The organism is Sorangium sp. So ce1335 (assembly GCF_051521615.1).
Taxonomy (GTDB): Bacteria; Myxococcota_A; Polyangia; order Polyangiales; family Polyangiaceae; genus Sorangium.
In genome coordinates this window covers 10240227-10256157 of sequence record NZ_CP150363.1, presented here as the reverse complement: position 1 = coordinate 10256157, position 15931 = coordinate 10240227, and the positions used below count along the sequence as shown (strand labels likewise).

Here is a 15931-nt window from a genome sequence, read left to right as displayed (position 1 = left end):
CGGAGAGGTGACCGAGAGGCCGAAGGTGCCTGATTCGAAATCAGGTGTACCCGCAAGGGTACCGCGGGTTCGAATCCCGCTCTCTCCGCTACGCTTGGCTGCTCGCCCCAGGTGAACCCGATGGGCTCTGACCGCCCGCTCCGACGTGAGCGGCGCGGATCCGGCAGAAGCGAGGCGCGTCGAAGAAGTATCGGGAGAGGTGACCGAGTGGTCGAAGGTGCACGACTGGAAATCGTGTGTACGGCAACGTACCGCGGGTTCGAATCCCGCCCTCTCCGCCGGACCGAAGAATCCATCGATTCCTTGTCGTGAGCTCCTCCGAGGGGAGCCCGCAGGAACATATGCTGTTGATGCGCCCGCCAGGCAGCGGTGTTCACGTCCCGCGGCGAGCCGCCTGGCCTGGGTCGATGGGGTCGATGCGGATCGACGGGTGCGGAGCGATGCTCGATGCCCGGCTCCTGAGAGCGTCGCCTCGATCCGGCGCCGGCCTGAGACGCGGCTTCGCGGGCCGGGCCACGGCTGGGCCTGTGATCTGCCCCGAGCGGCGCGCAGTGCGGCCCCAGCGTGACGCGGGCGCTGCGGGCCGAGCGAAGCAGGCGGGCCCTGCAAACATGCGAAACGGACACGCCAGGTCGCGGACCGGCGCGCTTGACCAACCTCCCCGGCGGGACCAGCCTCCCCGGCGGGACAATGGTCCATCAGAAACCACAGACGCTTGACAGGCGAGGGGCCGCCTTGTAGATGTGGCGCCCCTTTTTGGCAGGCGCCCTTCCGGAGTTTTTCGCCCAATGAATCCTCAGCCCAAGTCCTTTTCCGCCAAGCCTGCGGAGGCCCGCAACGAGCGCACGTGGTGGGTGATCGACGCGGAAGGCAAGCCCCTCGGCCGCCTTGCCAGCCGCATCGCCATGGTGCTGCGCGGCAAGACCAAGCCCACGTTCACGCCGCACGTCGACACCGGCGACTTCGTGATCGTCGTGAACGCCAAGAAGGTCCTTCTGACGGGTCGCAAGCTCCAGCAGAAGAACTACGTGCGGCACAGCGGCGAGCCGGGCGGCTTCCGTTCCGAGTCGTACGGTCACCTGCTCGAGCGCAAGCCGGAGCTCCCCATCCAGAAGGCCGTGAAGGGGATGCTCCCGAAGAACGTGCTCGGGCGCGAGCTCCTCACCAAGCTCAAGGTCTACGCCGGTCCCGATCACCCCCACGCGGCGCAGAAGCCGCAGCCTCTTAGCTACAGCTGAGCAAAGCCATGACGGAAACGAGAACGTACGCCACTGGGAAGCGTAAGACCGCGGTCGCGCGCGTCTTCCTCTCGCCGGGCACCGGCAACATCAAGGTGAACAAGAGGCCCGCAGACGAGTACTTCGTCCGCGAGACCTCGCGGATGGTGATGAGGCAGTCGCTGGAGCTGCTCGAGCTGCTCGAGCAGTTCGACGTCAACGCGACCGTCGTCGGTGGCGGCCACAGCGCGCAGGCCGAGGCGATGCGGCACGGCATCGCGCGCGCCCTCTGCGAGCTCGATCCGGAGCGCAGGTCGTCGCTCAAGCGCGCTGGCTTCCTCACGCGCGACGCGCGGAAGAAGGAGCGCAAGAAGTACGGTCAGCCGGGCGCCCGCAAGCGCTTCCAGTACTCGAAGCGCTAGCCGCCGCGGCTGCCGCCCCTGGGGCGGACGCCATGGCGAGACACCGAGGACGCGAGGGGAGCTCCCCCGGCGTCCTCGGTGCGTTTTGTTCATCCGTCTGGCGCCCCCCCGACGCCTGCGAGCGGACCTCGCGGCCCGCCCGGCGTCACATCGTCTCCGACGGGTTCTTCAGATCGGGGCCTTCGATCAGCTCGCCCTCGTCGTCCCCCGCGCCTTCCGGCGGCTGCGCTTCGGTCGGTCCACTCGGGCCGACCTGGGGCGCGGTGGAGACCGTGGCGTCGCTGCCGGCGGCCGCGGGCGGCGGGGCGCTCGGCTCCGCGGGCTCCGCGGGCTCCGCGGCCTCGGGCTTCACCGGCTCGGGCGGCGGTTCGGGCAGCGGGATCGCGTCGAGCCGCTTGTCGAGCGCCTCCTTCGCCGCGGCGAACGCCGCGCGATCGACGCCGGGCATCACGCGCTCGCCGTCGAGCTGGAGCGTCTCGGCGTCGAAGTACTTGCCGTCCTTCTTGGCGGTGAAGTGCAGGTGCGGGCCCGTCGAGCGGCCGGTCGATCCCACGTAGCCGACGAGCTGGTGGGTTCCCACCTTCATGCCGCTCTTGATGCCGGGCGCATACCTCGACAGGTGCGCGTAGCCGGTGGTGATGCCGTTCGGGTGCGAGACGGTGACCAGGTTGCCGCTCGGCCCCGCAGGGCCGACCCAGTCGACAACGCCGCGGTACGCCGAGTACACAGGCGTCCCCGTCGGCGCTCCGAAGTCCGTCCCGTTGTGCGGCATGATCTTCTTCAGCACCGGGTGCATCCGCTTCGGGTTGAACTTCGACGTCACGGGCGCGCCCGGGACCGGCGAGCGCCAGCCGCCGGCGTACGGCTGCCGGCCGCGCTCATCGAAGTAGCCGCGGGCCTCTTGCCCCTTGAAATCGTAGATGCGCACCGGCTTCTCGGCCGGATCGGCGGGCCGGTACTCGAGCGCGACGATCTTCTTGTACCGGGAGAACATCCCGAGCGCCGTCTCCTCCATGGCGATCAGCCGGACGGTGCTCCCTTCCTCGAAGCTCTCCGTCGACATGCGCCCGCTGAGCGCGTCGTCGATCACGTCGAGCACGCCGGGCTCCAGACCGCCGGACTGGTACGCGCTCGTCAGATCCTTCCCGACGTAGAAGGCCGCGACGACCTCCTCCTCGGCGATCTTCATGTCGAGCGTCGTGCCCGTGAGCAGGCCGGCCTCGTTCTCCCTCGCCTGGTAGATCTCGCTCGCCGAGACCTCGTACTCGAAGGCGCGGACGCGGCGCGTGGACCGGTCCATGGCGACCGTGAACCGGTCCTTGCGGCCGCACTTGTCGAACTTCCGCAGCCCGTCGAAGGCCTTCATGATCCGGTAGATCTGCGCCTTCGGCACGCCCTTGTCGCCGAGGGCGACGATGAACGACCTGCGGTCCATCACGTCGCTCGCCATGATCACCGACGGATCCTTCGCGAGCTCGGAGACGCGCCACGGCCCAGGCAGCGGGGTGCGCTTCTTGGCCTTCACCTCGGGCGCCGCCGACGAGGCCTTCGCGGCCTCGTCGGTACCCGCGGCAGAGCCCGCCGGGCCCGCCGCGACGAGCGCGCGCTCGTCGCGCACCGGGACGCCCTGGATCAGCAGGGCGATGAGCGAGGTGAGCGTCGCGAGGCCGAAGATGCCGCCGAAGACCGCGGTCATGCGCGGCGAGAGGTGCGGCCCCGCGGACGGACGGCCGAGGCCAGGGGGGAGGCGCGGGCCTTCCACCGAGCCGGGACCGGCGTAGGGGGCGTCGACGAGCGACGGCGTCCGCGGGGGCTGCGCGCGCGGATCGCCGCCGCGCAGCCAGGGCGCGGCCGCGCGCCCGCGAGCAGAAGAAGGAGGAGGGAGCTGCGGCCAGGTCGGCGCCGCGCGCGCGCGCGGATCGCCGCCCCGCGCCCAGGGCGCGGCCGGCGACCTCTCGCCGCGGCGAGGGTTCGACAGCGGCGCGGCGAGCGGCGGCGAGGCGGGACGGCTGGACGCGTCGGGCGCGTCGTCCGTCACGTCCTCGACGGCGCTGCTGCGCTCGATGTCCGCGCGCGGCGCCTGCGGCGAGCCGGCGCCGGGCTGCGCCGCGCTCCCGTCGGCGCCGTTCCGCTCCTCGGAGCGCTCCGCGGCGTCCGGTGCCCCGGATGCCTCGAGCGGGTTCTGGGGTACTGCACTCGGCACGCCGACGTGCGTACCAAGGCATCGCCGGGGTTGCAACCGCGCGAAACCTCGGCCCCCCGCGGGGGTTGCGCGGAAGAGGGACCGCGTCGTACGCCGGTCGCGTAAGCTGGCGGGCCTCATGGACGACCGGCTGAAGCAGCTTCTGGTTCTCGGCAGGGAGCACTACGAGCGGCGCGAGTACGATCTCGCCGAGCATGCTCTGCGGCAGATCCTCGAGAAGACCGACCGCTTCGCCGACGTGTTCAACATGCTCGGTGTCATCCTCCACGAGCGAGGGGACTTCCTCGCGGCCGAGGCCCACTTCGAGCGCGCCGTGCAGTTGAACGAGCACTACACGGAAGCGCTGCTGAACCTCGCCGTCACCTACAACGACCTCGGCAAATACGAGGCCGCGCGACAGGTCTATTCTCGCATCCGCCGCGGGGACGGGGAGAGCGGCGTGCTCGATCCGTTCGTGCGCGGCAAGATCGCCAACATGCACGCCGATCTCGCGAAGGCCTATGCCGACGTGGGGTGCGTGCAGGAGGCGATCGCCGAGCTCAAGCGGGCGGTGGCGCTGTGTCCTACGTTCGCGGATCTCCAGCTGCGCCTCGGGACGATGTACCGCGACGCCGGCAATCTGGCGCTCGCGCGCGAGCACTACACGGCCGCGCGCGACGCGAACCCGAAGTACGCGCGCGCGCGCGTGCTGCTCGGGATCGCGCTGCACTCCCTCGGCGCGCCCGATCAGGCGATCGCCGAGTGGCGCGAGGCGCTCGCGCTCGATCCCGACAACATGACGGCGAAGATGTACCTTCGCATGGTGGAGGCGCGGCGGAACGCGCGGACCGGCGACGCCGCCCCGCGCGAGTCGACGCCCCCGTCCACCGTGAGGGGCGCGAGCTGGGACGCGCTCGACGAGGCGACCCCCACGGAGGTGACCGATCTCCTGTCCAGGACGACATCCGACGCAGCGGATGAACCGGAGCACGCTGCGCGGGAAGGCAGTTCCTGAACGTTGGCGAGATACTCTCCGCTCCGGGAGGAGGCGCGCCGCGCGTGGCGTGAGCTCCGTGGCAGCGAGCTGTCCGCCGGGCGGACGGCCGTGGCGGTGGCGATCGGGCTGTTCATCGGCTCGCAGCCGATCTTCGGTTGCCACACGCCGCTCGTCCTCCTCCTCTGCCTGTGGTTCCGTCTGGATGCGGCGATTGCCTGGGTCGCCGCCAACATCTCCAACCCCTTGTTCGCGCCAGCGCTCCTCACGGCCGAGGTCCAGGTCGGGGCGTACCTCCGCACGGGGAGCTGGCTGCGTCTCCATGAAAAGATGAGCTGGGCGCAAGCGCTGTCCGAGTTCCCCGAGTACATGTTCCTCGGCGCCCCCGTTGTCGGGATCGCGCTCGCCGCCCTCGGTGGCGGCCTGATCTTCGTGGTGGTCGCGCTGAAGCGGCGCCGCGCCCCCTCGCTGCAGAGCAGCACGATCGCGCCGTATCGGCTCCCCGAGAGCGCGCCGCCGTGGGTTCACGCGGTCGAGCGGGTCGCCGCGAGGTACAGCCCGCCTGACGGCGCCACGCCGGCGCAGCGCACCCGGTTTCACTATGTTCGCTTCAAGCTCCTCGGCGACCCGGTCGCGCGGCTGATTGCCGACATCGCCGGCGACCGCCCCGGCGCGCTGGGCGAGGTCCTCGACATCGGGACCGGGGCTGGCCAGCTCCCGATTCTCCTGCTCGAGCTCGGGAGGGCCGCGTGCGTGCGCGGGTTCGACTGGGACCGAGCCAAGATAGAGGACGCGATCCGCGCGAGCGGCGGGGGGCAGGGCGCAGCGCCGCCCGGGTCGCCCGCCTCGTCCGACGAGCGGCGCGCTGCCCACGCGTTGCCCACGGAGTTCTGGTGTGCCGACGCGCGCGAGGCGGAGCTGGGAGAGGCAGACACGGTGCTGCTCATCGACCTGCTCCACTACTTCCGCGTGGAGGAGCAGGACGCGATCCTGCGGCGGGCGGCGGCCGCGGTCCGACCGGGAGGGCGCCTGCTCGTCCGGGAGGCGGACACCGAGCGCGGCCTGAGGAGCTCGATCACACTCCTCGAGGAGCGCATCTTCACCGCGCTCCGGTTCAACCGGGGCGAGCGCGTGCGCTTCCGCCCTGCCCGGGAGATCGTGGCGCTCCTCGAGCAGCTCGGTTTCTCGTGCGAGACCAGGCCGGCCTGGGGGAAAACGCCGTTCTCGAATGTCCTCATCGTCGGGACCCGAGCCCAGGGCTGAACCCGAGTCGCGCCGCCCCGAGCTCTCCTCACCCCGCTCCGGCGCGATGCCTTCAGCGACCGTCGCCCCGAGATCAGGCCAGCGTGCAGACTCTGCCTGGCGAGCTGCCCTGTCCGTCGAGCGCCACGGATGGTCAGAACCTGTCCAGCGCGGCAGCACGTCGGGTCGTGCGTCGTCTCATGACCCGACGAGCCGCTGTATCGATCGAGCGAGCCAGTGATGGCATACGCCATGCTTGGCCATGCGTGGCCATGCGTGGCCATGCGTGGATCGAGCGCTGGCAACGGTCCCGACGGTTCGTGCCCTCCTCGCCATGAACAGAGGCCCGAGAGTCCTCAAGGGCCTCCCTCGGGAACCTGGCAGCCCCCTCTGCTGGGAGACGTTCGGCTCGACGGCATTGGAGACCAGCAACATCCGCCTGGGGCGGCATGTTCAGGTGTCCGCGCAGGTACGATGGACTCCAGGCCGCTGCATGGTGCACAACCTCGCGGGCGTCGACTCGCGCTCGAGGGGGGCGCCGGGTAGCCGCGGCGCGCGCCTGGCGTTCACGGCAGCCACGCGCTCTCCGCGCCGATCGTCCTCTGCCGCGCTGGCATGCGATCGCGCCACGGCGTCACGAGACTAGATATGGTGGTGTCTGGATGTCACCCCACGATAGGTTGGGGGATCCGGGGCATGTGACGCCGCTCGTGTTCCGATCCGAAGACGAAAGGAGCACGGGCAAGGTGGCTGGGCAAGGCAGCGTCCCCGGCGCGAGAACGGAGCTGTGATCCAAGAGACCGTCGTGAGCAGCACGGCGCCCCGTGGCCGTACCCGAGGTGCACGGCAGCGATCGAGAGAGGCCAGCGGGCCGCGCGCGCTGATGTCTCCACCGCGCTATGCGGAGGAGACATTGCTGGAGAAGTCTGCCTGAGGGGTACCCTGAGGCGTGTACGGCAGCGGAGCTTGCTCCGCTCCGATGTGCGACGTATCCGCGGCTGCCTGGAAGGCTCCTGGCTCGCCGCGCTCTCCCCTGCTGGGCGGCGGGGGAGGCTGGACGTCGATCTCGGCTGGCGCGGCCGCACCCGCCCGGAGGGGGGCGACGCCGACTTCAGCGGGAAAAGTACTTGGTCGCCCGCTTCTCTCCTTTCGACGTGATCTTCTTCTCGACGAGCAGCTTCCGAATCGGCAGGGTCAGCTCCTTGGTGGTGGTGCCCAGATCCTTGGCGATCTGCTCCACGCCCTGGCCGCTGTTGGCCCGGATGTGCTCCAGGACCTTCTGCGTCATCGCGGCGAGCTCTTCCTTCGAGCGCTTCTCGCCCTTCTTGCGGGTCGGCTTCGCGGCGCGCGCAGGGCGCCCCGCCGCCTTCTTGACCTCCGCAGGCTGCTGAGGAGCGGCCTTGGCCCGACCCGCTTTGCGCGGCGCGGCGGCGGCGGCGGCCGGCTGGCCCTCGCCCCGCAGGGCGTCGGCGACGGCCTCGAGTGCCGCTTTGCGGACAAGTCCGCTCAGCTGGGAGACAAATGCATCAACGTGGCTTTTGATTTCTTGTTCGACGTTGCTCATTGGATCTCGCGTCCCATGAATAGCTAGAGTTGTCAACTACTGATCAGCGTCTTGCTTGAAAATAATTCGAGAGGTGTCCTCTCAACATGCGTCGGGAACCCGCGCTGGCGAGCGCCCCGTCGGGTCATCGCCTGCTGGGGCGACCGGTCGAGCCGGACTCCAGCCACGTGCCTGTGACCCCGCTCCGTGACGCCAGCCCTGCGGCCATGCCTGGCGCAGCCAGGCTCGGTGGCCAGGCTCGGCGCCTCCAGGCCAGGTGGCTTCGCGCCGCGAAGCCAGGCTCTGCCCAAACCCAGCAGGGGTGCGATGGACAGCGCCGTGCCCCTCTCCGCGCCGCGCCGCGAGCCCCCCATGATGCCGCGCGCCGCGGCCAGCCCCGTAACCGATGGGGGCCAGCGACATTCCCACGAAGATTTGCTTTCCTGTGCTCCGGACACAAGCGCCCCGCCGCGCCCCGGCCGCGCCGCGCGCCTGACCCGAGGGGCCGTGGAGGAGCCTGGCTCCCCCGGCGAGTCGGCCCCCATGAGGAAAGGTGTCATGGCCGAGGTCGCCGTTCCAGTCCACCCCCAGTGGGCCGCGCGGGAGGCTCGCGCCTTTCACTTCTGCATTCCGCCATGCCCCCGCGGCGTATCCGTATGCCCGAGCTTTCGTCTCCAGCCCGAGATGCTCCCCGGGATCGACCGCAACGTGTCGGCCGCCGCGCCGCCCTCCGACGCTGTTCGCGTCATGAGGGCTGCCGCACCCACCTGCCAGGACATCCGCTTGGCGGATCGGCGTGACGGCCCGAGGCGTGCTCGCCCAGGCAATCCACGCCCAGGTAGTCCATGCCCAGGCAGTCCACGCCCAGATAGGTTGCACCCCGCAGGCCACGTCGCCTTGGGCCTGGCTGCATCTTTTTGCGGCTGTGCTGGAGCTGCCCATCCCCTGCCGGTGCCCACCAAAACCCTCGTCGCGCCCGAGCTCCGGCCGCCGCTTCACCAGGTCGGAAGTCGGTCCCCCGGAGCTCGCGAGGCCGCCGCACCTGCTCAGCCGCCGACCCTGATTCAGGCGGTGACACTCCTGCTGGGCACCAGGGTGACGCTCGTCCGCGGCCCGCGCCCCCCGGCGGCCGCAAAGCTCCCCGCCGCCGCCGGAGGCGACATCGATCCCCGGAGCGGGGCGGTGGTGGTGGACGCTGGTGGACAGTTCGTCACTCCTCGGCTGTTCGACGCGCACTCCTACCTCGGGGGCTCCCCGACGCCAGGCACGGTGGCCCACCTGGACGGCAGCGAACGGCAGCGAACGGGAACCAGATACGGGACCGGTGCGCCGCAGGCTCAGTTCGCCGATGCCTTCTGGCCACAGGACCCGGGTATCGAACGGGCAGTCGCTGGTGGTGTTACGACCATACAAGTCCTTTCGGGTTCAGGCAACCTGATTAGACGGTGCGCGGTAACGATGGAGGTCCGGCCGGTTCCCAGGCAGATGCTCGTCACCGTGGCGCCCGGCGGGCTGAAAGTGGCTAGCGGGGAGAACCCGAACCGCAGCTACGGCGAGGACAAGCGGGCACCGGGCGCCGGCACGGGGAACCTCGCTCTCCAGCGGGCGGCCTCTCTCAAGACCAAGAAGCTCCAGACGGACTGGGCGCGATGGCAGCGACGAGGAGTCGCGCCGGATTGCGACCGAGGCGAAGAGGCGGTCGCCCGGGAGGCAACGCGGCGGGAGGAAGCGCGACACGGCAGCCCTGCTCTCGCTGGCACCCGCGTGATCGGGACGGCCTCACCCGAGGCGCGGGCAAGGACAGCTCGCGTCGACCGTCGTGAGCGTGCCCCGGAGCAAACCGCGCATCTGCGGCGTTGCGCCTCGCGGGCGCACCCGCCGGTGGAGCTCGATGATGTCGGCGGCGCGCCTCCCGCGTCGCCCACCGCTGCTCCGACGTTCGCGCGTTCGCGCGTTCGCGCGTTCGCTCGAACGCGCGTCCGAGCCGTTCGCGCCACACCTCGGTGTCGTGTCGAGCGCTGGTCACGAGCGTCGCGCACGCCGACGCGCGGCGCTCGCAACCAGCGCTCGGCGTGAGGGAGGAGTCCAACCTGCGTCCGGTGATCGCCTCGGACGCCGCGATGGCGAGCGAGCTCGCCGGCGGCGAGTCCCGCTCGGCGCGTCTCCGCGTCCGGCGACCCGCTCGATATCTCGACCGGGGCGTTCCGCCTCTGCCCTGGCGACGAGCCGAGCCGCGAGGATGTGCCGAGGGGAGCCCGCGCCGGCCGCGCCTGCCCTCTCCGCCGAAAGGGCCGTGATCGGGGCGCTTGCTGCCGGCGCGCGCGACTTCTAGATCGTTCCGGCCGTGGTCAACCCGAGCGCCAAGCAGGATCCCGAAGCCCTCGTCGCCGCCAAGCTCGCGTCGCTCCCGACGACGCCGGGCTGCTACCTGTTCATCGACAAGACGGGCGCCGTCGTCTACGTCGGCAAGGCGAAGAGCCTGCGCTCCCGCGTCCGCAGCTACTTTCAGGAGAGCGGCAGCGACGCCCGCTACTTCATCCCGATACTCCGGAAAATCGTGGCCGATCTGGAGACGGTGGTGACCGCCACCGAGAAGGAAGCGGCCGTACTTGAGAACGAGCTCGTCAAGCAGCACAAGCCGCGCTTCAACGTCAAGCTGCGCGACGACAAGGACTTCCTCTGCCTCAAGCTCGACACGCAGAAGGAGTGGCCGATGCTCGAGACGGTCCGCCGTCCCGCCCCGGACAAGGCCCGGTATTTCGGCCCGTACCACTCGGCGACGAGCGCGCGGCGGACGCTCCACCTGGTCAACAAGCACTTCCAGCTCCGCACCTGCTCCGATGCCGAGATGGCGTCGCGCCGGCGCCCCTGCCTGCAGTACCAGATCAAGCGTTGCCTCGCGCCCTGCGTGATGGATGTGGACCGGGAGCTCTATACGGAGATGGTCCGCTCGGTCGCGCTCTTCCTCGAAGGGCGCCACGACGAGCTCACGGGCGAGCTCACCGCGCGAATGCGGGACGCGTCGCGGGAGCTCGAGTTCGAGCGCGCCGCCATCTACCGCGATCAGCTCCGCGCGGTCGAGACGGTGCGGGAGGCCCAGCGCGTCGTCTATGTGAAGGACGTCGATCAAGACGTGGTGGGCATCTACCGCGAGGGGACGCTGGTGGAGGTCGAGGTGATCCTCGTGCGCCAGGGGCGCGTGACAGACACGCTGTCCTTCTCGCTCCGCAACATGGAGCTGCCGGACGACGAGGTGCTCGGCGGCTTCCTGAACGAGTACTACGGCGTCGCGTCCACCACGATCCCCGATGAGGTCCTCGTGCCGGTGTTGCCCGACGGCGCAGAGGGGGTCGCGGAGTGGCTCACCGATCGGCGCGGCCGCAAGGTGGCGCTCCTCGTGCCTCAGCGCGGGCCGCGCGTCGATCTGCTCAAGATGGCGAACGAGAACGCAGCTCACGCGTTCCGCGAGAAGCAGAGGAGCTCCGACGATCTCGAGGCCCGCCTCGAGGAGCTCAGGGAGCGCCTCCGTCTCCCGACGCTCCCGCGTCGCATCGAGTGCTGCGACATCTCTCATCTCGGCGGAGGCGACACCGTGGGATCGATCGTGGCGCTCCTCGACGGCCAGCCGGACAAGAAGCGCTACCGCAGCTTCAACGTGAAGAGCGTGTCCGACGGCGACGACTACGCCGCCATGTACGAGGTGCTCGCGCGACGCTTCCGCCGCGGCAAGGCCGCCCGGCCGGCGAGCCCGCAGCCCGCCGCAGACAGCGAGGCCGCCGCGCTCGCCACCTCCGAAGGGGCCGCGAGCGACGAGGGAGCGCGCGCGCAGGCAGATCGCGACACGGCAGAGAGCGAGGCGGAAGAGCGCGACACGACAGCGCGCGACACGCTCGAGCTCGACCAGGCCGAGAGCGATCCGAGAGAGAGCGACGACGCGGAGAGCGACGACGCGGAGAGCGACGAAGCCGTGAGCGACGACGCGGAGAGCGACGAAGCCGTGAGCGACGAAGCCGTGAGCGACGACGCGGAGAGCGACGTGGCCGACGAGGACACTGACATGGTCGCGGCGAAGGGGGCTCCGGTGGAGACTGCGGAGGTGCCCGCGACCGCGGATCGACAGGCCGCCGGGTCAGCGCAGGAGGCGCCGAAGAGCGCGCAGTCCGGCGGGGCCGAGTGGGACCTGCCGGATCTGTTCGTCGTCGACGGCGGCCGCGGGCAGCTCCAGGTCGCGCTGTCGGCGGCGCGCGATCTCGGCCTCCACGGCCTCCCGATCGTGGGCCTCGCGAAGGAGCGGGAGACGCAGGCCGGCGAGAAGCTCGTCGACCGCGTCTACCTGCCTGGCCAGAAGAACGGTATCCCGCTCCGCTCCACGAGCTCCGCCCTCTTCTTCCTCGCGCGCGCGAGAGATGAAGCGCACCGCTTCGCAAACCACGCACGCAAGCGGCTCGGCAAGGCGCGGCGCCTCCGCTCCGAGATCGAGGACATTCCGGGGCTCGGCAGCGCCGTGAGGACGGCGCTCCTCCGGGAGCTCGGATCCATGGAGGCCGTGCGTCGCGCGACCGACGCGCAGATCCTGGCGGTCACAGGGGTCACCAGGCGCCACCTCTCCGCGCTGCGCAAGGTCATCCCGTCTCCCGAGGCCCCGCAGCCCGATGCGCCGGCCGAGGGCGGCGGCGAGCGATCAGCGCCTCGGGGCGCGCGCGGCGAGCGCGAGCGGTCGCGCCGATCCGGGGTGGACCGGTGAAATGTCACGCTGTCACTGAATAGCGTTCCCCGTTGAGCGCCAGGGCGTTCTCTGCGACGATCCAGAGGACGGGCGCCCGGCCGCGAGCCTGGTGCCCGCCGTCGATCTCCGATCAAGAGCATCACCCGGCACACCGAGCGCTTCTCGCGGACCCGACCTCATGAAGGCCACGCTCGGCGGGCTCGATTCCGGGGGGGACTGCCGCCTTCGCCGGGGTTTAGCGGCACGTGAGCACCATGGGAGAAGTACGCGCTGGCCACACGCTCGGTCGCTATGAGCTCCTCGTCCCGATCGCGCTCGGGGGCATGGCCTCGGTGTGGGCCGCTCGGACGAGCGGCCAGCTCCCGAGGATCGTCGCCGTCAAGCTGCTGCGCGCCGAGCTGAGCGACGACCCGGATTTCGAGGCGATGTTCCTGGACGAGGCCACCCTGGTCTCGCAGATCCACCACCCGAACGTCGCCGAGACGATCGATGCGGGCGAGGAGGACGGCGTCCTCTATCAGGTGATGGAGCTCATCGACGGTGAGCCGCTCAACCTGGTTCTGCGGGAGAGCAAGGCGCGCGGCGGCGTGCCGCTCCCTGTCGCGCTGCGCATCGTGGGCGAGGCGGCCCTCGGCCTGCACGCCGCGCACGAGCTGCGCGGCCGCGACGGCAAGCTCGTCGGCCTGGTCCACCGCGACGTCTCGCCGCAAAACATCCTCGTCGGCTACGACGGGACGGTGAAGATCCTCGACTTCGGCGTCGCCAAGGCCGCATCCAACCTGCAGCGCACGAAGGTCGGGCAGGTGAAGGGCAAATTCGCGTACATGTCGCCGGAGCAGGCGGGCAGCGAGCCGATCGATCGCCGCACCGACGTGTTCACGCTCGGGATCGTTTTCTATCAGCTCGTCACGGGCAAGCACCCCTTCCTCGCCGAGAACGAGCCCGCGACGGTGCGCCGCATCTGCGACAGATCCGCGGCTGAACCGGCGCGGACCCTCGTCCCCTCGCTCCCGGAGAGCGTCGACCGCATCCTCATGAGGGCGCTCGCGAAGCCGAGGGACGAGCGCTTCGCCACGATGGCCGACCTGCGCCGCGCCATCGAGCAGCTGTCGCCGGCGACGCCGATGGCCGCGCCCGATGAGCTCGCCGCGCTGATGCAGCAGCTGCTCGGCCCGCGCGGCGAGCGGCGTCGCGTCGCGATCCAGGAGGCCATGCAGATCGCGCGCGAGCGCTCGGCCGACCACGACGAGCCGCCCGCACAGCCGAGCTCGCCGCAGGCGGCCGCCCGTCCCGGGCGCGCCATCGTCGAGCGCGACGCGGGCGCGCCCGAGGGCGCTGCGCTGCCCGTGCTCCGGGCGCGGCGCTGGCTTGTCCCCATCGCCGTGGTCGGCCTCGCGGTGCTCGCGGCGCTCGCGGGCGCAACCCTCCTCGGGTCCTCGCCGCGCCCGGGCGCTCCGCACGAGCGGGGGGCGCTGCACCCGCTCAGGGCAGGCTCGATCAAGGAGCCGCTCCTCAGGGCCGCGCGCGCCGCGGTGGCCGCGTCGAACGCGCCGCGCCGCCCCCGGAACGCGGGCCCGTAGCCGCGCGCCGCCCGCGCCGCACCGCCGCCCGCGCCGCACCGCCGCACCGCCGCCCGCGCCGCACCGCCGCCCGCGCCGCACCGCCGCACCGCCGCCCGCGCCGCACCGCCGCCCGCGGCGGCGTTTGCTTGACGGTTCGGGGAAGGCTTTTCAAGATGGCCGCCCTCCTATGGATCTTCGCCGCTCGCCGGAGCTCTGGCGGTTCGCCGCGCTGGTGGCGATCTTCGTCACGAGCGGCCTCGCCATCACGTACCTCGTGCTGCCGCCGCCGCCGGACGACGGCCCGAAGCCGCCGCCGGTGCTCCGCGTCGCGCAGGTGCCGGTGCCGGCGGCCGGCGACATCGTGGCGAACGCGCTCGACCTCGTGCGCCGCTACGCCACCGGCGAGATCCGGATCGTCCTCCCCGACGGCTCCGCGCGCGCCATCCGCCGCAACGACCTCGGCGTCGAGATCAACCGGGTCCGCCTCGCCGAGTTCGTCCGCGAGGCGCTCCGCCCGGCGAGCGCGCTCCGCCGCGCGCACGAGCGGAAGGACGAGGACGCGCCGCTGGACATCCCGATCCCGCTGCTCCTCGACTCCGAGCGGGCGATCAGCGTGCTGCTCGACCTGAAGGTCGAGCTCGACGCGCCGGCGGTCGACGCCTATGTCGACCTCCAGGCGCGGCAGCTCAAGCCCGAGAAGATCGGGTATCGGCTGGACGTCTACGGCACGCTCGCGCGGATCGACGCCGCCCTGCGCGCGGGCGAGGACACGGCGCTGGCGAGCGTCGAGACGATCGCGCCGAAGCTCGTCGCGGAGCAGCTCGGCAACGTCAAGTTCGATCAGGTGCTCGGCTACTTCGAGACGCGCTACGCGACCGGGGCGAAGTCCAAGGAGCGGACGTACAACCTCAGGCTCGCCGCCTCGAAGCTCGACGGCGTCGTCGTCATGCCGGGCGAGATCTTCGACTTCAACGAGACGGTCGGCCCGCGCGACGAGGCCCACGGATACCGCGTGGCCCCCGTCATCGCCCAGGGAGAGCTCGTCGACGGGCTCGGCGGCGGCACGTGCCAGATCTCGGGCACGCTCCACGGCGCGGCGTTCTTCGCGGGGCTCGAGATCGTCGAGCGTTACCCGCACTCCCGCCCGAGCTACTACATCAAGCTCGGCCTCGACGCGACCGTCGTCTATCCGACGATCAACTACCGCTTCAGGAACCCGTTCGATTTCCCCATCGTGCTCCACGAGACGGTGTCGAACGGCGTCGTTCGCGCCGAGATCCTCGGGCCGTCGCGCAAGCACACGGTCACGTACTTTCGCCGCATCGACGAGGTCATCCCGTTCGAGGAGCTGGAGCGCCCGACGCCGAAGCTGCCTGAGGGCAGACGGGTGCTGGCCCAGCGCGGCATCCCTGGCTTCCGGACGACGAGCTCGCGCGTCGTCCGCGACGGCGCGTATGCGGTGCGGGAGAAGTGGAGCGACAGCTACCCGCCCACGACGCAGATCATCCAGGTTGGCAGCGGCCCGCGCGACCTGGAGGTCAAGGCGGCCGACGACAACCACCCCGAGTACGTGGCAGACGAGTACCTCGTCGTCACGCAGGGCCCGGACATCCGCACGCCCGGCGCGACCGGCCCCGAGCCGGGCGGCGGCACCGTCGAGAGCCGCGAGCCGGGCCTCACGGGCGAGCGCGGCTGGACCGACCGCGCGGGGTTTGGCACCTTCCGCGAAAAGGACGACAAGCGCGCAGAGGACAAGGAAGGCGGCCGCGCCGCGCGCGGCGAGGAAGCCCTGCCCGCCGAGGGCGCCGACATCGTCCAGCGCGCGAGCGAGCCTGCGAGCGAGAGCAAGGCGCGGAGAGAGCCCCGCAGCCAGAAGGATCCGGCGGCCGACGAGACGAAGGACGGCAAGAGCAAGAAGCGGCGCCGCAACAAGGGCGAGGACGGCGGGTAATCCGACGATGACCGCGCGTTGCCTGCGCGCTGGCTGCGCGCGTTGACCGGCGCGGCGCCCGCCTTCATGGCTCGAACGAAGGGCGCGCCGCC

9 protein-coding genes and 2 tRNA genes are annotated in these 15931 nt (G+C 71.1%); 9 read left to right on the top strand and 2 right to left on the bottom strand.

Going from position 1 to position 15931, the window contains the following annotated elements; all coding sequences use genetic code 11:
- The first annotated feature begins 1 nt into the window (after position 1).
- The 4 genes from WMF24_RS38355 to rpsI all read left to right on the top strand — a co-directional run bounded on the left by WMF24_RS38355 (position 2) and on the right by rpsI (position 1639).
- Positions 2-88: transfer RNA gene (locus tag WMF24_RS38355), tRNA-Ser, on the top strand.
- Between the two features lie 105 nt (positions 89-193).
- Positions 194-278: transfer RNA gene (locus WMF24_RS38350), tRNA-Ser, on the top strand.
- Between the two features lie 510 nt (positions 279-788).
- Complete coding sequence (rplM, locus tag WMF24_RS38345) at positions 789-1238, top strand: 50S ribosomal protein L13 (protein ID WP_061610066.1); 450 nt, start codon at positions 789-791, stop codon at positions 1236-1238.
- 8 nt (positions 1239-1246) lie between these two features.
- Positions 1247-1639 (top strand): 30S ribosomal protein S9, encoded by a 393-nt coding sequence (rpsI, locus tag WMF24_RS38340; RefSeq protein ID WP_020740460.1) that lies wholly within the window; start codon positions 1247-1249, stop codon positions 1637-1639.
- 145 nt (positions 1640-1784) lie between these two features.
- Here the strand turns inward: rpsI and WMF24_RS38335 are convergent, their stop codons facing one another.
- Entirely contained in the window at positions 1785-3842 is a 2058-nt protein-coding gene (locus WMF24_RS38335; RefSeq protein ID WP_437732408.1) for a peptidoglycan DD-metalloendopeptidase family protein, read from the bottom strand.
- A gap of 118 nt (positions 3843-3960) precedes the next feature.
- On the opposite strand from WMF24_RS38335, the gene WMF24_RS38330 reads away from it, so the two are divergent.
- Both WMF24_RS38330 and WMF24_RS38325 read left to right on the top strand, forming a co-directional pair.
- Positions 3961-4836: a tetratricopeptide repeat protein gene (locus WMF24_RS38330; RefSeq protein ID WP_437732407.1), complete on the top strand. Its 876-nt coding sequence runs from the start codon at positions 3961-3963 to the stop codon at positions 4834-4836.
- A 3-nt stretch (positions 4837-4839) separates the two neighbouring features.
- Entirely contained in the window at positions 4840-6078 is a 1239-nt protein-coding gene (locus tag WMF24_RS38325) for a DUF2062 domain-containing protein (RefSeq protein WP_437732406.1), read from the top strand.
- A gap of 1090 nt (positions 6079-7168) precedes the next feature.
- On the opposite strand, the gene WMF24_RS38320 is transcribed toward WMF24_RS38325, so the two are convergent.
- Complete coding sequence (locus WMF24_RS38320; protein ID WP_437732405.1) at positions 7169-7621, bottom strand: DNA-binding protein; 453 nt, start codon at positions 7619-7621, stop codon at positions 7169-7171.
- 2323 nt (positions 7622-9944) lie between these two features.
- On the opposite strand from WMF24_RS38320, the gene uvrC reads away from it, so the two are divergent.
- The 3 genes from uvrC (at position 9945) to WMF24_RS38305 (ending at position 15839) form a co-directional block, all read left to right on the top strand.
- Positions 9945-12344: an excinuclease ABC subunit UvrC gene (uvrC, locus tag WMF24_RS38315; protein WP_437732404.1), complete on the top strand. Its 2400-nt coding sequence runs from the start codon at positions 9945-9947 to the stop codon at positions 12342-12344.
- Between the two features lie 236 nt (positions 12345-12580).
- Complete coding sequence (locus WMF24_RS38310; protein ID WP_437732403.1) at positions 12581-13906, top strand: serine/threonine-protein kinase; 1326 nt, start codon at positions 12581-12583, stop codon at positions 13904-13906.
- A gap of 169 nt (positions 13907-14075) precedes the next feature.
- A complete protein-coding gene (locus WMF24_RS38305; protein ID WP_437732402.1) occupies positions 14076-15839 on the top strand; it encodes a VanW family protein in 1764 nt (587 codons plus the stop codon).
- Positions 15840-15931 lie beyond the last annotated feature (92 nt).